The organism is Nostoc piscinale CENA21, assembly GCF_001298445.1.
GTDB lineage: Bacteria > Cyanobacteriota > Cyanobacteriia > Cyanobacteriales > Nostocaceae > Nostoc_B > Nostoc_B piscinale_A.
Genome location: NZ_CP012036.1, coordinates 1,790,882 through 1,811,282 on the forward strand (window position 1 = coordinate 1,790,882; position 20,401 = coordinate 1,811,282).

Annotated in this window: 19 protein-coding genes; 10 read left to right on the forward strand and 9 right to left on the reverse strand. The window is 39.2% G+C overall.

The annotated features are described in order from the left end of the window. Positions 1 to 58 precede the first annotated feature (58 nt). The 5 genes from ACX27_RS07820 to ACX27_RS07840 all read right to left on the reverse strand — a co-directional run bounded on the left by ACX27_RS07820 (position 59) and on the right by ACX27_RS07840 (position 4,024). Positions 59 to 616, reverse strand: coding sequence for a glutathione S-transferase family protein (locus tag ACX27_RS07820; protein WP_062290566.1), 558 nt, complete (start codon positions 614 to 616; stop codon positions 59 to 61). A gap of 12 nt (positions 617 to 628) precedes the next feature. Then, positions 629 to 1,093 carry a hypothetical protein gene (locus tag ACX27_RS07825; protein WP_062290569.1) on the reverse strand — a complete coding sequence of 155 codons (465 nt, stop codon included), beginning with the start codon at positions 1,091 to 1,093 and terminating at the stop codon, positions 629 to 631. Positions 1,094 to 1,374: 281 nt separating this feature from the next. Further along, the gene (locus tag ACX27_RS07830) at positions 1,375 to 2,490 is read right to left on the reverse strand and encodes an LptF/LptG family permease (RefSeq protein WP_062298211.1); all 1,116 of its coding nucleotides are present in this window, start codon (positions 2,488 to 2,490) and stop codon (positions 1,375 to 1,377) included. Positions 2,491 to 2,625: 135 nt separating this feature from the next. Beyond that, positions 2,626 to 3,354, reverse strand: a complete 729-nt coding sequence (gene lptB, locus ACX27_RS07835) for an LPS export ABC transporter ATP-binding protein (RefSeq protein WP_062290573.1) — start codon at positions 3,352 to 3,354, stop codon at positions 2,626 to 2,628. A 172-nt stretch (positions 3,355 to 3,526) separates the two neighbouring features. Next, the gene (locus tag ACX27_RS07840; protein ID WP_062290578.1) at positions 3,527 to 4,024 is read right to left on the reverse strand and encodes an LptA/OstA family protein; all 498 of its coding nucleotides are present in this window, start codon (positions 4,022 to 4,024) and stop codon (positions 3,527 to 3,529) included. A 387-nt stretch (positions 4,025 to 4,411) separates the two neighbouring features. Here ACX27_RS07840 and ACX27_RS07845 point away from each other — a divergent pair, with 387 nt between their 5' ends. The 7 genes from ACX27_RS07845 (at position 4,412) to ACX27_RS07870 (ending at position 15,871) form a co-directional block, all read left to right on the forward strand. Further along, positions 4,412 to 5,593: a tyrosine-type recombinase/integrase gene (locus tag ACX27_RS07845; protein ID WP_062290582.1), complete on the forward strand. Its 1,182-nt coding sequence runs from the start codon at positions 4,412 to 4,414 to the stop codon at positions 5,591 to 5,593. 247 nt (positions 5,594 to 5,840) lie between these two features. Beyond that, positions 5,841 to 5,981: a plasmid mobilization protein gene (locus ACX27_RS30720; protein ID WP_158507356.1), complete on the forward strand. Its 141-nt coding sequence runs from the start codon at positions 5,841 to 5,843 to the stop codon at positions 5,979 to 5,981. A 554-nt stretch (positions 5,982 to 6,535) separates the two neighbouring features. Beyond that, the gene (locus ACX27_RS31580; protein ID WP_144427417.1) at positions 6,536 to 6,880 is read left to right on the forward strand and encodes a hypothetical protein; all 345 of its coding nucleotides are present in this window, start codon (positions 6,536 to 6,538) and stop codon (positions 6,878 to 6,880) included. Further along, complete coding sequence (locus ACX27_RS07855) at positions 6,855 to 9,182, forward strand: hypothetical protein (protein WP_062290588.1); 2,328 nt, start codon at positions 6,855 to 6,857, stop codon at positions 9,180 to 9,182. Before ACX27_RS31580 ends, ACX27_RS07855 begins: the two co-directional genes overlap by 26 nt. A gap of 586 nt (positions 9,183 to 9,768) precedes the next feature. Continuing rightward, positions 9,769 to 10,251, forward strand: a complete 483-nt coding sequence (locus tag ACX27_RS31585) for a hypothetical protein (protein WP_144427418.1) — start codon at positions 9,769 to 9,771, stop codon at positions 10,249 to 10,251. 374 nt (positions 10,252 to 10,625) lie between these two features. Continuing rightward, positions 10,626 to 11,192 (forward strand): hypothetical protein, encoded by a 567-nt coding sequence (locus ACX27_RS07865; protein ID WP_062290594.1) that lies wholly within the window; start codon positions 10,626 to 10,628, stop codon positions 11,190 to 11,192. Between the two features lie 128 nt (positions 11,193 to 11,320). Further along, positions 11,321 to 15,871 carry a septal ring lytic transglycosylase RlpA family protein gene (locus ACX27_RS07870; protein ID WP_062290597.1) on the forward strand — a complete coding sequence of 1,517 codons (4,551 nt, stop codon included), beginning with the start codon at positions 11,321 to 11,323 and terminating at the stop codon, positions 15,869 to 15,871. 2 nt (positions 15,872 to 15,873) lie between these two features. Here ACX27_RS07870 and ACX27_RS07875 read toward each other — a convergent pair whose 3' ends face one another. Beyond that, positions 15,874 to 16,242: a DUF732 domain-containing protein gene (locus ACX27_RS07875; RefSeq protein WP_062290601.1), complete on the reverse strand. Its 369-nt coding sequence runs from the start codon at positions 16,240 to 16,242 to the stop codon at positions 15,874 to 15,876. A 699-nt stretch (positions 16,243 to 16,941) separates the two neighbouring features. Between ACX27_RS07875 and ACX27_RS07880 the strand changes: the two genes are divergently transcribed. The 3 genes from ACX27_RS07880 to ACX27_RS07890 all read left to right on the forward strand — a co-directional run bounded on the left by ACX27_RS07880 (position 16,942) and on the right by ACX27_RS07890 (position 18,113). Continuing rightward, entirely contained in the window at positions 16,942 to 17,304 is a 363-nt protein-coding gene (locus tag ACX27_RS07880) for a type II toxin-antitoxin system RelE/ParE family toxin (protein ID WP_062290604.1), read from the forward strand. Further along, entirely contained in the window at positions 17,301 to 17,594 is a 294-nt protein-coding gene (locus ACX27_RS07885; RefSeq protein ID WP_062290606.1) for a helix-turn-helix domain-containing protein, read from the forward strand. Before ACX27_RS07880 ends, ACX27_RS07885 begins: the two co-directional genes overlap by 4 nt. Before the next feature lie 234 nt (positions 17,595 to 17,828). After that, entirely contained in the window at positions 17,829 to 18,113 is a 285-nt protein-coding gene (locus ACX27_RS07890; RefSeq protein ID WP_062290608.1) for a hypothetical protein, read from the forward strand. Positions 18,114 to 18,513: 400 nt separating this feature from the next. On the opposite strand, the gene ACX27_RS07895 is transcribed toward ACX27_RS07890, so the two are convergent. The 3 genes from ACX27_RS07895 to ACX27_RS07905 all read right to left on the reverse strand — a co-directional run bounded on the left by ACX27_RS07895 (position 18,514) and on the right by ACX27_RS07905 (position 20,294). Next, entirely contained in the window at positions 18,514 to 18,966 is a 453-nt protein-coding gene (locus ACX27_RS07895; RefSeq protein WP_062290611.1) for a hypothetical protein, read from the reverse strand. A gap of 391 nt (positions 18,967 to 19,357) precedes the next feature. After that, positions 19,358 to 19,603, reverse strand: coding sequence for a hypothetical protein (locus tag ACX27_RS07900; protein WP_062290614.1), 246 nt, complete (start codon positions 19,601 to 19,603; stop codon positions 19,358 to 19,360). Positions 19,604 to 19,781: 178 nt separating this feature from the next. Next, positions 19,782 to 20,294, reverse strand: a complete 513-nt coding sequence (locus ACX27_RS07905; protein ID WP_062290617.1) for a hypothetical protein — start codon at positions 20,292 to 20,294, stop codon at positions 19,782 to 19,784. Positions 20,295 to 20,401: the final 107 nt, after the last annotated feature.

A 20,401-nucleotide genomic window follows, 5' to 3' on the forward strand; every position in this document is an offset into this window, starting at 1 on the left:
GGGGATTTAGACAATTTTTTCTTGTACCTTTTAATTTTTGACTTTTACCTTTTTACTTTTAACCCTGTCCACCAATACCTTTTTTAAAGGCTGGACGTTCAGACATCCGGTTAATATATTCTCCAACTGCTGGGTAGGCACTGAGGTCTAGTTTCAGCATCATCGGGATGTAAGCGAGAACTGATCCCACCGCCACATCCGCAACGGTGAATTCATTACCCAGAATGAAGGGTTGTTGTTGAAAAATCTCATTGAGTGGGGTTAATAAACGGGGTACTTCGCGTTCTCTGGTTGATTCGTTAAAAATGCCTGATGCTAGGGTAGAGTTAGCAAACAACACCCATTGATAAATTTTCGCCCGTTCTTCTGGCGAACCTGGTAATTTGCCATATTTTTCATTCAAATACAGCAAAATCGCCCCAGATTCCCAAAGCTGAAAATCACCATCAACTATTGCGGGAACTTTCCCCATCGGGTTAATCTGCAAGTATTCTGGCTGTAAGTGTGCGCCTCCTTGCATATCTAGCTGAACAAACTCGTAGGGAAGTTCTAGTTCTTCGAGATACCATTTGGCGATCGCAGCCCGACTAAAGGCACCACCGTAAAGTTTTAGCATAATCACTTGTATTTAAAGAACCTTGTGTGTATGTGAATGCTGTTTCACATTGTCTTCTTTAGTGACAACTCTGGCAGCATTTAACACGCGTTTACGTTCAGTAGAATACTTGAAATTTGTGTAAGTCGTACCCAAAGGAATTAAATTTTTGCTGCTTTCGCTGCGTTTATAAGTCCGCGCTGCTGCAAATACTCGTTGGGCAAATTCTTCACCAAACTGTGCTGATGCAGGAAAGCCTGCGGGTAATACCGGCGTTTCACCCTCCAAAACTGCACCTACAGTTGTGGCACAAGCCAGTTTATAGGAAGTTGGAATATCTTTTATTAATGTTTCTAAAGATGCAGAGGGAATTGGTTCTATAACTTCAACTTGATGAACTTCCCCATCTTCTTTAATAAAACAGGTTGCCAAGCCAATAACAACATAATCATCGGCAGCTAAATCGGCAGTATTTTGATCAGACATTGCGGTTGTCATGAGAAAATTGTCGCAAAACTTTAAAATTGGAAAATGTATAACTGGAGATTGGTAAGTTTAGACCCTAGTGAAGGGAGAAACATAGCAACAAAAAACACTAAAAGCGCCTGAAAGTTGCAATGTTTCTTTACCCTTTTCTCCATCTCTCTTGAACGGCTAGTAGGATTCTACCAAGTTGTTGCTCATTTGCCATTTTCTCCTGTTTACAAATATTCAGAATCTTTTTCTCCCTCTGCTTTTACTGCTAACCCTCATAATTGGATATTTTTTCAATTGGAGTCCTAACGCCTAGCTACGCGCATCAATAAAAATAAACCTATACCTAAGAAAATAAAATTAGGCAACCAACCACCCAAAAAAGGAGAAATCACACCAGCTTGTCCGATCGCACCACTAACAAAAAATAGTAAATAGTAAGTAAAAATCACAATTACGCACACGCCAAAACTTGTACCTCTCCCAGTGCGTTGCGGGATGCTTCCCATTGCTGCACCGACTATGCCAAACACTAAACAGACAAAGGGTAAAGCAATTTTCTGTTGAATTCTGACTTGCAGCTTGCGAATTTTTTGGCGATCGCCTCCTAATTTTTCCACTGTTAACTGTTCTAAAGATTCAGAAATATTCATTTCACCATAGTCGCGGCTTTTTTCTACCAGACTTAGTGGTGTGCGGGGGAGTTTGAGTTGCTGCTGTTCAAAACGTAAAATGTTGCGATAAGAACCATTAGGTGCAACTAAATAAATAGTGCCATTATAAAAATCCCAAACACTTTGCGAACCATTCCATTGCGCTGATTCTGCCACAACTACCTGATTCAGTCCTGCTGTAGAACGGTCAATAATTGTTAAACCTTTCATGCGTTTACCGTCAAACTGGTCAGCATAAAATAAGCGTGCCAGCATCTTAGTTTTAGTTCCGTCGGCTTCTTGGATATCACGGTATTCGGGATAAAAAATATTTTGTTGTTTTAAAACTGGTTTATCAGATTTAATAGCATTTTGAAGAGTTTGATTTGCTTGGTAATTAGCTGTTGGTGTAATTTGTTCGTTAAAGACAAATGTCATACCTGTAACTAACAAACTTAACACCACGGCAGGTAGCACCATCCGATAGACACTTACCCCACACCCACGTAATGCGATGAGTTCACTTTCGCTAGAGAGACGACTATAAGTCATCAAAGTCGCCAACAGCGTGGACATAGGAAAAGCTAACACAATAAAATATGGCATTTTTAACAAGAAAACTTGAATCGCAATGCCCACAGGTAGCCCAGATTCAACAATTCTTCTTACTAAGTCAAATACCGCATCAATTGTCACGCCAATCGATGAAAATGCCCCGACACCAAACAAAAACGGTGGCAGCAATTCACTGAGCAAATAACGATCCATAATCGTAAATGGCAGCAGTGAATTAATACTATAAAAAGACTGTTGCTTTGTTGCAATCATAAGCAAATAAAAGTTTATGGTTCAACCCTGGTTAATGCGTAATTGGTAACTTCTCAATTTAAATTTTTCAGTTTTTTAAACGTGAAAATTATCCCCTAAATAGTATTGCCGGACGAGAGGATTGCTGTAAAGTTCGTCAGCTGTACCAGAAGCGAGAATTTGCCCTTCACGCATAATATAGGCGCGGTCAGTGATGGCTAAAGTTTCACGCACATTGTGATCTGTGATTAATATTCCCATACCGCGATCGCGCAGTCCTGCTACAATTTCTTGAATTTCTGCCACTGCGATCGGATCAACTCCAGCAAACGGTTCATCTAACAATAAAAACTTTGGCCCTTCTCTCCCCGCCGCCAACGCCCTGGCTAATTCTGTCCGCCGTCGTTCACCACCAGAAAGTTGAATACCTTTGCTGTTAGCTACTTTCTCTAACCGAAACTCCTTCAGCAAAGTATACAATCGCTTCGACCACTCCCGTTTAGGGACATTGGTTTGCTCTAAAACCAAGAGTATATTATCTTGCACAGTCAGTTGACGAAATATACTGGCTTCCTGGGCTAAATAGCCAATACCCAAACGCGCCCTTTTGTGCATTGAGACACCAGTAATATCTTGAGTATCCAGCCAAACGCGCCCTTGATTGGGTCTTTCTAAACCTGTGGCAATGTAAAAGGTCGTGGTTTTACCAGCACCATTTGGGCCTAATAAACCAACGACCTCACCCTGAATAACAGAAAGATTGACGCGATTGACAATGGCTCGCTTGCCGTAAGATTTGTGAATATTCTCTAAAACAATTTTCACTATCAGCGTTGATTGATACTAAGTAGTTATTATGAACTGCATACACTAGTGGCGTGGCAAGGCTACTAGGACTTATGAAAAAGGGATTAGAGGCTAGAACTAGTTTTTTTACTCAACACTCATAATTGTGAGGATAAACCAGGAAGTTATTCCCCGCAGTTCTACTTAAATATTAATTGGCAGGCTTGAGATTTGGGGTTTTGGGGGCTGGTGTAGTATTTTGTCCACCTAGTTCTGAGTCTTCCACCATATAAATCGACTCTACCTGACGATTGCCTTGGGGTAAAGCGACAAACCTGCCTTCATCAATTAAATATGTCACCTTCTCTGCCCGAATACTATTGCCGCCTTGCTGCAAAATATAGACATTGCCACTAAAATCTATACGGCGTTCTTTGCTAAAGTATTGGGCTTGAGCCGCCGTAGCCTGGATTTGCCGCGCTGGATACAACATCTGCACATTACCACGGGCAGTGATAATTTGGCTTTTAGCGTCATATTCTTGGATATCAGAACGAATAGTTAAAGGCCGATTACCGCCAGCAGACTGCGCGGTTGCTGTTTGTGTTTGGCTAGGAAAGGTAAATGCGCCTAAAAGTGCGGCTGGGAGTACCAAGGCTAGACCAAAGTGACGTAGTTGTGATGTTAGCGATTGATTGCAGGGCTTCATAGAAATTTGGGATTCAGAATTTCTGATTTGATACTAATTATCTCAAGTACTTTCTCCAGCGATAACCTCTACAATCTGGAATAGCTTGGGATAAGTCATGGCTGGAAAACTGACGTTTGGCAGAACGTTGAAGTTTCATCATGATCATATAAGTCTAATGCGGATTTCCCAAACAAGCGATCGCTCTCTGGATTTGGAGTGTTATCATAGCTGAGGAACATCTTTGCATTTCTATCAGTACCTGGAGAGGTGGCAGAGTGGTTGAATGCGGCGCACTCGAAATGTTAGTTTAAATACATTTCAGCATCTCAGTATAAGACTTTTAGGCAGTTAAATAAAGGGCATCACCTTAGATTAGACGTTTTGATGTCTGAGGTGAAACCTGTAATGTTACGTAAGGCAAGAAAGGGTAGTGTAACTATAAATGCTAAAGCTGGTAAGCTTCGTATTGTCTTACCGCGTAATATTGGCGACGGGAAACAGCATTATATTTACACAGGTTTTGAAGACGCACCTAAGAACCGTAAAAAGGTTCAAATGGTTGCTTTACAGATTGAGGCGGATATTGAAGATGGTTGTCTGGATTGCACTTTAGAGAAATACAGAACAGCATTAGGCGTTTTAAGAGGGCAACAAAGACTGCAAATTATTCCTAAAACACCAAACTTAATGCAGTTATGGGCTAAATACTGCGAATTTAAGCAACATCAGGTTTCTGTCTCCACTTTTAATCAGGATTTTTTGGGAAATTACGCCAAGTCGATAAATAATTTGCCTGTCAATGAAATTAAGGATGCGATCGCAATCAGAGATCATTTACTGCAAACTTACCCGCCATATACAGCCAAGCGTTATCTCACTCAAATCAATGCTTGTTGTAAGTGGGCCGTTAAATCAAAATTAATTACCAGCAATCCATTTGAAGGATTGGCTGTTGATATCAAGGTTAAACGTTGGGACACGGGAAAAATTGACCCTTTCACCCTAGCAGAGCGTGATGCCATTATCCAAGGTTTTGAACAACACCCTCTCTACAGTGGTTACACAAATTTTGTAAGGTTTTTATTTTTGACTGGATGTCGGCTTGGAGAAGCGATCGCCTTGCAGTGGAAACACATCAATATTGATTGCACAGAAATTTACTTTTGCGAGTCTTATAGTTTCCACGGGCGCAAAGAAACCAAAACGGGGGTTAATCGCAAGTTTCCTTGTAATGAGCAATTACGGGCTTTTTTACTGTCTGCCAGAGAACATAAGCCCAGTCCAGACTCACTTTTATTTCCTGCACTTGGCGGGGGAGAAATTAAAGCTAACAGTTTTACGGGCGTTATTTGGCGCGGTGGCGTAAGTCATGGCGTAAAAACTTCGGGCATTGTTACCCAACTCGTTGTAGAAGGTAAGGTTTCACGATACCGACCACCTTACAATTGCCGACACACTTTTATTAGTTTGTGTTTGGAGCGCGGCGTTAGCGTTCAAAAGGTTGCGCGGTGGGTTGGTAACTCTCCAGAGGTTATTTATAAACACTACGCCGGTGTGGTGTCTGATGTTTCAGTCCCCGAACTTTAAATAAGGAAATAAGGATTATTTTACGCAGATAAGAAATTAATCCTTAATTTAAGCTTTTTTCTCTACAAATAAGAAAACAACTCCTTAATTAAATTAAGGATTAATTTGCGTAAGTAAGAAAATCATTCCTTAAATTAAGGAATTAAGCCCGAAATTAAGGCACAGCAATACTTTACGTCGTCAAGTAATTGTCAGTTCGAGAACTATGTGTTATCGTGGACACAAGTATAAAATATTACTAAGTGCGATGGAAAAACGAGAGGCGCTGATTAAATTGCGCGTTAATCCTCAAGAACACCAACTAATAAAACAAGCCGCTCAGTCTCAAGGCTTAACAATTAGTTCTTATGTTCGCCAAAACGTCGGATTACCTAAGCTTGGTAGTTAACGATAGATAGTGATTTCTGTAGAAATGAATAAAGCCCACTTGTGGAGACAAGAGGGCTTAATTAGTTTCTTTTTTTCTTTTGTAAACCCATTAGTTTTCAATCTTTTAGCAAGGGTGCTTACTAATGGATTCATACACCTTACGGTGTAAATTAACTATGCCTAATATTAAATCAGAATTTGAACAACAGCAAGCAATTTCTTACTTAAATTTTAGCACACCTTCAACGCTAACGACAAGCTCAAACCTTAACAATAGAACGGCTTTCGAGCTTTTTATACAGTCTTCTTTCACCCCCAGCGATACGGCTTGGTTTAAGTTAGGACATGATAAATTTTTTTGTTGGAACTGTAGAACCAGGGGGGAGAATAAGCCTCTGGGAAACTAGAGGAACTGGCAAAAACAGATACAGAGCAACTTTTTATCCAGATGGATTCGGCATACTATCGCAGTTAGCCGATCAAGAGGACGGCGGCGTTTTTTACATTCCTGGGAAACCTAGCGAGTATCCACTAAAAGAATACTGCCTTGCCTCTAACGACATCGGCGCGGAGATGGACGACGGCGCAGAGATCGAGCAGAGAGGGCGAATTGATAAATTTATCCGTCTCAGTGGTATTAAACCAACGTTTACAGTTACCAGTGGCGGTAAATCTTTACATCCGCACCTCGTTTTGACTGACAAGGTAGAGATTAAATTAAGAACTTACTTCTCTCGAATGTTTGCGATCGCCCTCTTAGGTGATCCGGCAGTGTGTAACCCGCATCAGCCAATGCGTGCGCCCGGATTCTTCCGCAAGGAGAAGGGAAAACTCCAAGTTTTAGATTCTTACTCTGGAGTTAAATACTCTGCGTCAGAACTGACGCAAGCTTTTGAAAAGTTTTTTTACAGCGAATGACTATAAGTTCTATTCGTTTGAGAATTTTTCAGATGAAAGATGGTCGGAAATTAAAAAAGTACTTAGTAGTAAAAAACTTTCCATTTTCAAGAAAGAGATTGAAATTAAGCGTCTGCTTAATTTAGATGAACAGAATCCACCAAAAAATGTACAGTGTCAAAGAAAAACAAACGCCTCTACTGAGTCTAATGCTAATAGTAGCGACTCCACAGTTCCGCTAATTAGGCTCTGTAGTTACGAAGTCCAAACACTAATAAAAGATGGTGTCAAAGAAGGCGGGAGAAACCAGGACGCTTTTAAAGTTGCTGCGGAAGTAATAGCAGTTGAGAATTGGGCTAAAGGCAACAACTCTCTAAATATGGCTGTGGAAGTTTCCGGTACTGCCAGAGAATTGTACGCGGGTTACTGCCAAAACTGTGACCCTGCCCTAGACGGATCTGAAGCAGAAGCAGTTTGGAAGTCTGCTTCTGCTAGAGATTTAAAACCCAGCCGTATTAACGATGAGGACGGCAACGATGGTTTTTTATGGAGCATTGTTGCTGGTGACGATCCAGAACTACTAAATAAGCTCATTGTTCGCCCTAAATGGCATCACATCACTGATTGTTCAATAAAAAAACCTTGGGGTGGCTTTGAGTATGATCCAAAAGTTTTGGAGAAGATACCGCCACAGGGGATTCTTATTCTTAAAGCTCCGATGGGAGGCGGTAAAACGAAACTCATTGATGTTTTGATTAATGAAATCTACCGCGATTCTAGAGTTGTTAGTGTTACTCCTACGATTGCTTTAAATGAAGTGTTGGGTAATCGGCTAAAAATCGATATACGCGATGATGTTGAAGCAATGGGATTTGACCCGAAACTCATTGAAAAAATTGGCTTTGTATGCCCTTCTTTATGGAAATTGCTAGGGCGTGATTATGGTAATCATAGTATTGCAATTTTAGATGAGTTTAGACAATCTCTCTCATTCCTTACTCAATCAAAGGAGTGTGATACTTACTCACCGCGATCGCAAAATATAAAGGCATTAAATGAAGTGTGCAGAAACTCAGATATTATTATTTTGAGCGATGCTTATATCACTAATGTAGAAGCCGATTATATTACTAATTTACGTCCCGATTTGCCAGTATACGTGCTTGAAATTCCTACCTACACACGGGATAGGGAAATTTGGGAGATTACAAACGAAGCTAAAAATTACCAATTGATTGACCAATTGCTAGAAGAAGGGAAAAGCCTAATTATTCCCTGTGATTCTCAAAGAACTGGTGAGGCATTAGATGAAATTTACACTACTAAATCAATTGAGGAACGCTATCAGAAGCAAGGGTTTAAAACCTTCCGCCTTGACCGCGAAACTAAAGGCGGAAGAGAACAAGAATTATTTTTAAACAATCCTACCGAATATATCAAAGCTCATCCAGAAATAAGGCTATTTATTTTTTCCCCAACGTTAGGGTCGGGGGCAAGTATCGAAGATGGTCATTTTGACGCAATGGTAGCCTTAAATACGCATTTAACCCCGACCGATTTTTTGCAGATGGTCGGGCGATATCGCCTTCAAATACCTCTCTATTATTGGTCGAGTTCTGACAAGCCAAATAGAAGTGATTGGAGTAAAAGCCATTATCCATCAGAGCATAAAAAAAGCTTCTTCGATAGCGTTGACCGACTTACGGACGTTGCAAAAATTCAATCGCCAGAACCTACCCCCGATGCGATTGCTGACGAATTACGCAGAATAGCCCGTGCTGGGCTAGAGGGACAATCCCCTATTTTAGATTTAATTTGTAAGCAACGTGCTAGACATAATTACTTAAGCTGCAAGCGTCGGGACAAGCTAAGAGAGCAATTCTCATCCGATGGTTACACTGTTGATTCTTTTGATGCGGAGGGTAAAGAAATTGATTCGTCTTTCTTAGGAGATAAGAGGGAGGCCACAAAACAAATATTACTGAAAAAAGCGGTTGCTATTATTGAAGCGCCATTAGTTAATGAGGCAGAAGGCGAGAAACTTTTAAATAAAAAAGTTTTAATAACCCCAAGTGAACGTATTAAGGCTGAGAAGTACAAATTTAATAAAATGCTTCCTGGTTTTCTAGGCTCCATAAAAGATGAATCCGAGGCAATAGAGTTTTACTACCGACACTTAAAAGACGGAGGACGATGGGTAAGTTCCGTTTTTGCGCGGTGGCGTTGGGAGAATAGAGAACTACTGAAAGCCCAAGATATTAAAAGTCTAGAACGGTTATTAGGGCAGTTTAAGGATAGTGGAACTGATAGCCTGGTGATTTAGATAAGCTAAAAAACGCCCTACTTTAAATTTCTCGAAGAGATAGAGTTTTTTGAGGAGTTTGGACTAGGTAATGAAGTTACGCTCAAAAAAGTAATTAGGTGGATCTTCAAGCTTAATTCTGAAGATGCTGTGCAAGAAATATTTGATTATAGCAAGTTGGAAGATGTTCCTAAAGCTAAAAAGGACGCTATCACCAAAAAATATATCAAACCACTACCCCCTAAATACAAACGCGAACTGGACAAATATTTAGGGATTATCCTGTCTAGTGACAAAAAAAAGTATTAATTATTTAATACGAAATATTGGTAACGTACTTTCTCGGTTTGGGTTTAAGCAAATCAAGCAGAGAGGGGATAACAATTTAGGGATTTACCAAGTTGTAGACGGGGATGATGTACTACAAGAAGACTACAGAAAACGCCTTGAAAGCATCATTTCAGAAAAGTTTGCAAAAAGCGGGGGTTTAAAGGCTGAAACCCCTATGGTTGAGGGGAAAAATGAGCAGAAGATCGAACCCACCCTGTCTATAACCACTACTCGTTCGATCTTCTGCGCCTCCGCGCCTTACCCAGAGACAATTTCAGTGTCAAAATCACCCGATTTTGAACAAAAAAATAAAACGTACTACAACACGACTCTAGATAGGGAGTGTCACACTACATATTCCGAACCGACCGAGTGTAACGATGGGGCTATCCAGTCGCCCCTGACGTACCGTATACCAGTTTTTAACCAAGAACACTGCGATCGCACCCCAGAACAAAAAACATTAAAATCGCGGCTCCAGGAAGTTAAAGATTTTGGGATGTTGATTGATGTTCTAAATTTTGTCCCACTTGAAGCAGTAAAAGCGGCTGCGGAAGATTTACCACCGGAATACGCCAACGTAAAGAGGTTAGTAAAATTCGCTGTTTGGGACGACGCACAGCAAAAATGGGTCGCGCTACCGAGATACGCTCACCCTGGCTATACGAAGCCTCTCCGATGGATTGATGCGATCGCTGGCATAAACCATATATCTGTACCAGAAAGAGTAGACAGAGAAGTTAAAGCAGCACCCTGGTAAAAATAAGGATTAAGGAATAACGTTAATTTTTTAATTCTTAAATCCTTAAATTTAGCGTTAAATTCTAAAAATAAGGTTTTGCTCTAAATTAACGTTATTTTTTACTAATCCTAAATTCCTTAAATTAACAAAAACGATGATAGTTTATTTACGATGTTAATTATAAGTGGATTCAAATGTTAACGTACCTCTAAAATTTAGCGTTAACTTTTGCGATTTTATTCTTCAACCTTATCTGAACAAAATTACCAAAAATTGTTAATTCTAAAAAATCGGTACATTAAAAGTTAAGTAAGAATGACATTTTTGCTACAATGTAAGAATTATTAAGAATTTAATGTACTTTTTTCTTAAATTAGCAACTTAGAGAAAATATGAGTAATTTAGTATTAAGCGGCGAGATAGCCGAGTGGGAATTTTTGGATGAAATTGATACGCCTAAATCGTTCGAGGCATTTTGTACATACAGAGATTTAGGTGTAGGGCGATCACTAAAAAGAACGGCTGATATTCTTGGTAAAAGAATTGAGCTAATTTCACGCTGGTCGAAAAATGGAAGATGGACGGAACGTATTAATGCTTACGACCGTGAAACAGAAAGAATTAAACGAGAAGTATCAGAGCGCGAGGAAATAATAGCGCACAAAAATAAGCTAAGGAAATATCGAGAAACTATTGAAGATTTGGGATGGATGCAACTACAAGTTGCCGCCGATGCGGTCTATTTAGTTTCTAAAGCTTTAGTTAAATATAAGAACGAGGATAAAGAACTGAAACCTCTTGAGGTTCGCGCACTCGCCGCCGCCGGCGTTAGTGCCTCAGAAATCGGAGCCAAGTTATTGAATGACGGACTCGCTGTAACAGAGCTTTTAAATAGTATTGATAGTCTCTCGGAACCCGAACCCGGAGACTATATTGACATAACATCTACAAATGTATAAAATTAAACTCAATAAATATTAAATTTAAAACTCCTATCGCTTTAGCCCCCGCTATTTCCTATGCAGGGGCTAAATTATTACTTAGAATAAAACTATGTAATAAGTTAAAAATTATACTAACTTAAGCGATGGAACTGCCAAAATTAATAGTAGAACTGGTTGGTGATTATTCCCGACTTCAAAACGATATCAGAGAAGCTAGACGACAGGCACTAATCAACGTCCAACAGTTTGAAAAAGATTTAGTAATTAGCCCTCAACTGGTCATTAATCCCACTGAAATAAAACGGGCGGCGCAAACAACAGCCCAAGTCTTTCAAGAGGCTTTACGGTTAAACAAAATTGACATTACATCGTCAATTATCGTTAATCAAACCACTGTCCGAAATATTGGTAGACAAGTTAGTGCGGGGTTAGCAGTTGGAATTAACTCGAACACTAATCAAACCAAAAAAGCGGCTAGTGATTTGGCAGGATTAACTATTGATGAAACCAAACGAAGATTAAGAATTAAATCCCCTTCAAAAGTATTTGCTGAAATTGGACAGGATATTGTCAAAGGTCTTATTGAAGGTATTGGTATAGGTGGTGGACTATCAGTCACAGGCGCAATCTCTGGATTGGTTGGAGGTGCGATTAATACTGCTAGAAATTTAGTCAGTACTAGTTTATCTTTCACTGCCGACTCAATTAATAAATTTAGCGATTTAAAATCTTTTGAATCTCAATTAAGATTAATCGAAGGTAGTTCTAATAGCTTAAAATTCATTCGAGAAGAGAGCGATCGCTTGTCACTTTCGCTTGATGCTGCACGAAAGGCTTATATAGGTTTAGCGGCTTCCGCAAAAGGGACAGAGCTAGAATCTGAAGTTAAGAGGATTTTTTCTGCTGTTAGCAGTGCGGCGCGAGTTTTTAACTTGTCAAACGACAATTACTTAGGTGCGCTTACTGCAATTCAGCAGATTATTTCAAAAAATAAAATAACGGCAGAAGAATTAAGAGGTCAGCTTGGTGAAAGGCTTTATGGGGCGATAAATATTACAGCACGTGCATTAGGAATTACTACTCAGCAATTAGATAAATTACTAGAAAGTGGACAACTATCTGCTAAGTTTTTAAGTCAATTCGCTACACAGTTAGAAAAAGAATTAGGTCAGGGGGTAGAACAAGCAAGCAATAACTCTACAGCATCTTTGAATAGGCTGCAAAATCAAGTTGTAGAGCTACAAGAAAGTCTCGGTAAAGCAGTAGAACCCGGCGTAATTGCTGGCTTAGATTTCGCCCAAAAAACATTAATAGAATTAAGCAAAGAAGGCTTATTTAACGATGTAAATAAAGGTGCTTTGGAATTTCGTGATTATTTAGCACAGAATCCAGAATTAGCAAAACAAACAGCGCAGGCGATCGCATCTCTAGCCAAAGATGCAATTAAACTAGCTTCTGATGGCGCACGGTCTTTGTTGGACTACCTCAAACAAAACCCCAATGCTATCAAAGACGCTACAACTGCATTTGGTAACTTTGGCAAGGGCGTAGGCGATGCTGTAAAACTTGCTAGAGATTTACTAGGGGTCTTTGAAAATATTGGTAAAACTATTGATTCTTTCTACGACCGAATCAGTAAAACTCTTGGAGGAACATCTGAACAACAGAAACAATTTGAAAATTTCTTAAGGTATGGCCCGTTATCATTCTTTTTTAAAGGTAATCAAGGACAAGCGCAGCAAGGTTTAGTAAGTGGACTTTTATCAGGATTATCAGCCACTACATCTAATACACCAAATACACCTAGTAATAGAGTTATTTCACCTGTTGATAGTAGGTTCCCTGTCACCTCCGAGTATGGATGGCGCTCGATTTTTGGACGCAGACAATTTCATAAAGGCATTGATTACGGCACGCCAATGGGGACGGACGTAAAAGCCCCTACATCTGGTGTTATCTCCAGAGTTTTTAATGATAACGGCGGAGGTTTAACAGTAACCTTAAAATCAATTACTGAGTCAGGGCAAAAAGTTGAACAGTCATTTTTGCATTTGAGTAGGACTTTGGTTAAAGAGGGCGATCGCATCTCCCAAGGTCAAGTAATTGCTAAATCTGGCAATTCTGGCGCAAGAACAACAGGGGCGCATTTAGACTGGCGAATCAAAATTAATGGACAGCAGGTTAACCCTAGAGACTTCTTAAGAATGAATATCTCTGTCCCTGCATCCTCATCTACACCACAAAAACAGCAGCAGAATCAGCAACCTTGGCAGAAAGCGGCTGCTAGTTGGTACGGTAAACCAGATGGTTTCCACGGTAGACCTACAGCGTCAGGGGAAATCTTTAACGCCGATGCTATGACATTAGCTCACAAGACTTTACCTTTTGGTACTAAAGTAGAATTTCGTAATCCTGAAACCGGAACAACGGCGATCGGAACGGTAAACGACCGCGGCCCGTTCGTTAAAGGTAGAGAATTTGATTTAAGTGAAGGGTTAGCCCGTAAGCTAGGAACATTGAACTCAAACTTATCTAAGCCAAATATTGAATATAGAATAATTAACGGCGGACAGTCTCAACCTCAATCCAGTACCATCACACCACAACAACAACCGCCAGAAATTAGGGCTATTCTGCAAGGTGCGGAAGAAAAAGCGCGAGTAGAGCGTAGGAATGCCCTGAGACAAACCCAAGACCAGATTCAATCAGCTTTACGTGCAGCAAGGGAAGTTTCTCAAAATTCTTCTCTATTTCCTAGTGCTGATGAACGCAATACTCGCCAGTCACAGCAACGATTACAGCAGATTTATGACCAGATTACCCAGTTACAACGCCAGAAAGAAGACGCGCAATCAAGAATTAAAATTAATCAAACTCAGATTAGTAGCGGTAGTTTATCACCTGATGTTACCAGTGATTTAAACAATCAAATCAATCTGGATACGACGCTGATTCAAAAACTAGATGAATCATTGGCATCGTTGAGAGAATCATGGCGTAAAACTTCTGAGGAGTACGCTAAATTCAATGAACGCGATCGCCAGTTCAGACAACAACAATCTGACTTGCGAGTATTCCAGTCTAGTAACGAAATTTTGGTAGAAAGAGTTGAGCAGTTGCGCGAACTATCAAAACTAAATCCTTACGCTAAAGAACTAGAATCACTGCCGCATTTAGAAAAAGAATTAGAACTAAATCAACAGCAAATAAAAGTTAATCAAGACTTATTAAATCTTGAAAATCAGCGTGATAGAAACGAAATTAACCAACAAGAATATTTAAACAGATTAAATGCAATCAAAAATCTGAATGCTGAAGAACTAAAAACAATTGACATTCGCCATAAATTAGCTCGAACTAATGAATTTTTACGCCAAGGACAGCTAAAGCTTGACGAAACACTAAGACGTAACTCGGCAATGGTAGAGCGCCTTAGAACTGGTATAGATTTAAGAAACGTGGGCATTGGGACAGGCGATCACATCACCTTACAACGAGATGCAGATTTGATTGAAAATAGAAGCAGCTACCTGCAACAGCGCCAACAGTTGCAAGAAAGAGCATTACTTGAAGAATTGCCAATTGACCAAATAAAAGCGGAGAGGTTGAGATTATTTTTACGGTTTAATGAACGAAATCAAATAATTAACGCTCAATCTCAGCGAAATATTGATGATATTAATTTCAATAGCTCGAATAGAGTTAATGAGTCATTACAGAATTTAATTAACGGTCGTGCTGATTATTTAGGGTTGTATGGTCTGGATACTAAAAAATTACAAAAACAATCTGCGACTATTTCTCAAAACTTAGATTTTAGGAACCAGATTAAAGATTTAGAAAAACTTAAAGATACTGGCGAAATTACAGCCGATGCCTTTGCTCAAGTTAAGTCTAATTTAGAAATTTTGAATAAGGTAAGGTTAGACACCATTAACGCTCAGTTTAATGATTTTATCGAAGTAATTAAGGGCGTTAAGTCTGACACCGAAGGTATTTTTAAGGATTTTATTCTAGGAACAAAAACACTTGACGAATCGCTAAATAGCATCTTCCAAAGTATCCTCAATAATTTGGCTAATCTTGCCGCTAAGATGCTATCAGATCAGTTGTTTAGCTCATTTTTAGGACGCGGTAAAACGCCAGACTTTGCAGGAACTGACGGCGGATTTAATTTACTTGGGACTCTTGGTAGCTTGGCTGGGGGATTATTTGGTAGTAGTAACAGTGTTCCGTCCGTCGATGCTGGCGATATCGTAGACGCGGTTAGCGGTAGTTTCTTCTACGATTTCAAACCTTTTGCTAAGGGTGGTATGGTCGGCGAATTGGCCAGAGGTCTGCAATCTGAAAGAACATTAAGCGGCTATCGACCTAGACTCATCATTGCTAATGAGGGCGAAAGAGTTTTAAATCCAGAAGAAACTAAACTTTGGAATAGTTTACAGCAGTCGGGTAAACTGCCAAATTTTAGTAGCGGCGGTATGATTAACGATCGCATTGGCACAATTGCCAACCTTGGTCAAAATGGAGATACTTTCAATGTTTCTTCGGTTGTGCAAGTTCCCGGCACAAGCACCAATGGCTACGACCTACCGCGCCTTGAAAAAGTAATTGAGGCGAAGATCCAGCAAGTAATTAAAGATGAGCGCCGCCCCGGCGGAAGTATCAATCGCGGCGGACTGTATAATCGGTGAACTTAACGAAATCTAGTCCATCCCTTAAACTCTGGACAAAATATTGTTACTCCAGTTGCGGATGTAACTGATAAATATTCCAGCATAGCGTTGCCGGATGGCGAATCTATTTGAGGGTCAAACTCTGAAACTACTCTCAAAAATGTATTTATGATTTCTTCCTTTGATGCACCGCTACGAAATCGCCGACAAACAAATTTACCATCAATTATTTTGCGATCGTTGGTAATACCTATAAGGAAATTACCAGACTGTTTTAATTGATAATCAACCAATTTCAAATATAGCGATTCTGGCGAAATGGGTTGAGCGATAACAGGGTAAGGAGTGAGTAAACCTAAAGTAAAAATAAAAGCAGTTAGTTTACGCATTTTATAAATGAAACTGTAATTTTTTATATTTAATGACGAAAAGTTTTAGTAAACAAATTATGCCATCGACATTTAAGCAAAAATACTCACACACCTTATACTTTTAAATTCCTTCATGAAAAAAAAACGCTATATCTTTACAACCTAGTCAGGCAGAAGCATTAATCGCGGCAGACTGTATAATCGGTGAAACTGGTGTAAGATAGTATAATGTAATTTTTTATACTAATGATTTAGTTACCCTAATTCTAAGTTTTTGCCAGTTCCCATCATTAGCTTTAGTTTGCTTACCTCCGTTTTAGCGGAGGTAATTTTTTTTATCAACTCGTAACGAGTATGAATAAGAAGTATTTTCTTAACTTAAGTAAGAAAAAAGTAAGAAACAGTAAAGCTAGTCTGATTAAAAGCCTTATATAGCAAGTATTTCAAGAGCCATTGCTGCTCAACTGTCTTGCGCGGTCGAGGCTTATCTTACTCTTTTATAGATAAAAATATATGATTGTACTATTTTTGCTAGATTAAAATCTATAAAAACATAAAGTATAAAAGTATTCTTTTATACATGAAACTACAGTTGAAATTTTAGTACCAAAAAAGGTACAACATAAATAACATCAAATAAATCTGATTGTACTTCGCTCTGTAAAATCGCAAACTTTAGATTTACAGTTTCGTGTATTATCAGAAAATTTGATATAAATGACTGAAGAACAGAGCCAAAAGCGCGTTCCTGCGCGATTCTATAAAAATGAAAATGGTGCGGAACCTGCGCGTGATTGGTTAAAGGAGCTAAACAAAGAAGATCGAACAATAATCGGCGCTGATATAAAAACAGTTGAGTTTGGATGGCCAATTGGGATGCCAACTTGCCGTCCAATGAAAGACGGTTTATTTGAAGTGCGAACTAATTTATCCAATGGAAGAATTGCCCGTGTTTTATTTTGTTTTTTTAAGGGAGAAATGATACTCCTACATGGGTTCATCAAAAAGGCTCAAAAAACGCCACCACAAGAATTAACCCTAGCATTAAAACGTAAACGTATTTTGGAGGCACAAGGATGAATAAGAATCCTCATATTGGTTCATCTCTTGATGACCTTTTTGAAGAAGAAGGGATACTTGAAGAAATTAACCTAATTGCCACAAAGCGTGTTATTGCATGGCGAATTAGCGAAGCAATGAACGAAAAAAATTTAAACAAGACTGCAATGGCAAAAAAGATGGGAACAAGCAGATCATCTCTTAGTCGCTTGCTAGATCCAAATAACACATCCGTTAGTTTGGATACTATAGAACGCGCTGCTAAAGTAGTTGGTAAACGGGTAAAGTTTGAGTTAGTTGATATAGTGTAATTCCAAATCAGAATTTTACTAACTACACGCAAAAAAAAAAGGATTGTAAATGCGACTAATTCTCTCATTGAGATTAGTCGATTTTGTATTTGTCCTTTTACAAGAAGCCGTCATAAATTAGATGAAATGTTTTTGTATGAATCCTAGTAGAAAATGTCTTATTCGATGCAAAACCAACTTATAATTGACACCAAGTGCTTATAATGCTATTTATAACACCAGACTGGATTCCTTATGAAGTCTTTTCCTTACTACTATTCAGAATTTGTCTGCAATTCCAATGTACCTTTTGAAAATATAGTCAGTTGGAATTGTAATCATAGGGGTGATATTGCAACAGCCAAAATATTAGAAGTAGGGGATATACTTCTCATCCCTGGCGATACAAAACAACTTCGGGTAGTAAAAGTTATTCATTATGCTCAAGTTTTAAATAACACTCCCTTAAGTGATGAAGACCAAATAATAGGAGAAGTCTTTGTAGAGTTTATTTATAGCGATTCCGAGGCAAATGCTTAATTACCTACTAATTACAACGGCTTGTAAATTCTCTAGGGTAGCGATCAATATCTACTCTAGTTACAACTTTGTTGTTTTCTCTTTCGATTAATTCTTGAGACACACGATTGTAGCAATCGCTCCTGCTAGAATCGCTAACTTCATAACTATATGACAGGGAGGGGTCGAGAAAAGCCGGGGGTGTCTGACAGACCTACGGGGGTACTCTAGACCCATTCCCATGCTCAAAAATAATTCAAAAACAAAGCCCTCTCTTCTTACAGAAACAGATGGGAAGAGAGGGCTATTTAGTAATACTATTCTAGCATATTTAAGGGAGTACCCCAGAGAAGGGGGAGGGTGTATTTTAAAGCCCTCTAAAAATTTTGAAAAAAATAAAAATTTAGTCCAAAACTAATTGTTAAGAAATGTTAAAATCATTACGAATATAGCGATGTCTATTCTCGTTGTGAAATTCTTCTGGTATATGGTCGGGGTATTGTCTCCGGTAGTCAAAACCTTGCAAATATAGTCTTTGGCTATCTTCTGAAATTTCAATCTCTGGACATTCATCAATAAAAAGTGAAGTGCCAAAGGTTTCTTTATCTCTACGTTCCGAACGCCCAATTTTAGTAACTAAATCTTCCATGCGTTCTCGTGTTGCTGCCCCTGTTGACGGGTCATCGGGGCATTTTTTCACAGAGTAATTAAGGCTTGAGTAAGGAATGTATGGGTGTTGATAACTTTCTTCTTCTACTTCTTTTTGATATTCTTCCAAACACTCAAGCCAAAAATTAAGTTCCTTAATATCTCTTGGGGTCTTAATAGGGTAACTTACTCTTAATCTATTAATGTCTTGCTCAGTTAAGGACATATTTTTTCTCCATCATTAAAATTTAGCTGTTATTTATATTTTAATAGAAATTAATCTCTTATGTTTTAAAAGGGAAATTAACTACTGTTATTTATTGGTTTAAAACTTCTTTTTAGGCAGTTTTACGACATACCCAGGTCAGAAAAATTAAGCTACTGCTAATTGCTCACTATTCTTTATAGTTGCAGGATAGGCACTACAAACGCGATCGCATCCTCTAACGTTTTGCTCCCAGTGTTGACAGTAGCCGATTTTAGAAATGTTGAGGGATTGCTTAAAGTGTGGGCATTGTTTACAGTGGTTCATGATAGTTCATTCCTTTATCTAAGGTTTGGATTTACGGAGTGAGGCGATCGCAAGTTTTCTCAGGACGGGCGATCGCCCTTTTTGATTAATAAAGGTCTAGGCTTAGGTATTCCCATTTATTGAGAGGGCAGGTAAATTCTGAGTAACATTCTTCTAAATCTTCTTGGGTTAAGTCTTGGATCGTATTCCAGAAGTTTGCATTCTTCTTGGTAATTATGCTTTGGGGGTTCATGTACCAGCTATCGGGATAAGGTTTGGCATTTCCTGTTAGTAAAGCAGTCAGTTCTTTTACTGTGAAATCTCTTTGTTCTTTGCAGTCGATGTAAGTCATTTGTTTATCTCCTTTGCTGTTCTCTATATTAATAATACCGTGGTATTACAATGGAAGTAAATAGGAGGATGATTAGTATTTGCAAAGGTTTTGGGCAATAATTGAATATTTACTTATACCACGGTATTACGATGGTAATTCTTAGTATCACCCCCTCCAAAGGGAGGGGATAAGATATTTAGTTTTTGAACAGGAGATTCAATTTTTCTTGTTTCGCTGCCTCTATGCCTTTTTCTAAAATCTCTTCGGTGCTTACCTCTACTTTGTGGTTACGGAACCAACCGCAGTAGGACTGAATTTCAAAAGGCCACTCAGTGAGGTAATACTTACATTTCTCTAATACTTCGCTCTCTGGGGTGCTGGAGGGGAGGCAGAGGTATTGAGCCTGACCGTAGTAGTTGTGCAGTAGACTGATTTCCCAGGTTTTGGAGTGTTTGGTAATTATTGCCTCACCACGTTCTGTAACTATGTTGCAGTCGCCTAACTTCTCGCCTGTGCGCTCTGCCTCTTCTGCTTCCTCTGCCGATGCCTCCGCCTCTTCAATTTCTGCCTCAATTTCTTCGTAGCGGTCTTGAGCATCGTCTTGTAGTTCACTAACCGCGTCTGCTAACTCTTGCAATTGCTCTTGGAGTGCTTCGATTTCTTCAAGAGTGGTAGCGGATGCGATCGCGGTTTTGATTGCTTCTAGCATCTGTAAATCTCCTATTCAGTTATCAAGGTTCTGGTTGAATTCTGTGCGGTGCTTTGTGCTGTTTCCTCACCGCTTATAGATATATAATACCACGGTATTACTACGGA

Bases quoted from the DNA above. Each gene is read 5' to 3' on its own strand.
- ACX27_RS07820 (WP_062290566.1), bottom strand. From the start codon at position 616: ATGCTAAAACTTTACGGTGGTGCCTTTAGTCGGGCTGCGATCGCCAAA.
- ACX27_RS07825 (WP_062290569.1), bottom strand. From the start codon at position 1,093: ATGACAACCGCAATGTCTGATCAAAATACTGCCGATTTAGCTGCCGAT.
- ACX27_RS07830 (WP_062298211.1), bottom strand. From the start codon at position 2,490: ATGGATCGTTATTTGCTCAGTGAATTGCTGCCACCGTTTTTGTTTGGT.
- ACX27_RS07840 (WP_062290578.1), bottom strand. From the start codon at position 4,024: ATGAAGCCCTGCAATCAATCGCTAACATCACAACTACGTCACTTTGGT.
- ACX27_RS07845 (WP_062290582.1), top strand. From the start codon at position 4,412: ATGTTACGTAAGGCAAGAAAGGGTAGTGTAACTATAAATGCTAAAGCT.
- ACX27_RS30720 (WP_158507356.1), top strand. From the start codon at position 5,841: ATGGAAAAACGAGAGGCGCTGATTAAATTGCGCGTTAATCCTCAAGAA.
- ACX27_RS31580 (WP_144427417.1), top strand. From the start codon at position 6,536: ATGGACGACGGCGCAGAGATCGAGCAGAGAGGGCGAATTGATAAATTT.
- ACX27_RS07865 (WP_062290594.1), top strand. From the start codon at position 10,626: ATGAGTAATTTAGTATTAAGCGGCGAGATAGCCGAGTGGGAATTTTTG.
- ACX27_RS07870 (WP_062290597.1), top strand. From the start codon at position 11,321: ATGGAACTGCCAAAATTAATAGTAGAACTGGTTGGTGATTATTCCCGA.
- ACX27_RS07875 (WP_062290601.1), bottom strand. From the start codon at position 16,242: ATGCGTAAACTAACTGCTTTTATTTTTACTTTAGGTTTACTCACTCCT.
- ACX27_RS07880 (WP_062290604.1), top strand. From the start codon at position 16,942: ATGACTGAAGAACAGAGCCAAAAGCGCGTTCCTGCGCGATTCTATAAA.
- ACX27_RS07885 (WP_062290606.1), top strand. From the start codon at position 17,301: ATGAATAAGAATCCTCATATTGGTTCATCTCTTGATGACCTTTTTGAA.
- ACX27_RS07890 (WP_062290608.1), top strand. From the start codon at position 17,829: ATGAAGTCTTTTCCTTACTACTATTCAGAATTTGTCTGCAATTCCAAT.
- ACX27_RS07895 (WP_062290611.1), bottom strand. From the start codon at position 18,966: ATGTCCTTAACTGAGCAAGACATTAATAGATTAAGAGTAAGTTACCCT.
- ACX27_RS07900 (WP_062290614.1), bottom strand. From the start codon at position 19,603: ATGACTTACATCGACTGCAAAGAACAAAGAGATTTCACAGTAAAAGAA.
- ACX27_RS07905 (WP_062290617.1), bottom strand. From the start codon at position 20,294: ATGCTAGAAGCAATCAAAACCGCGATCGCATCCGCTACCACTCTTGAA.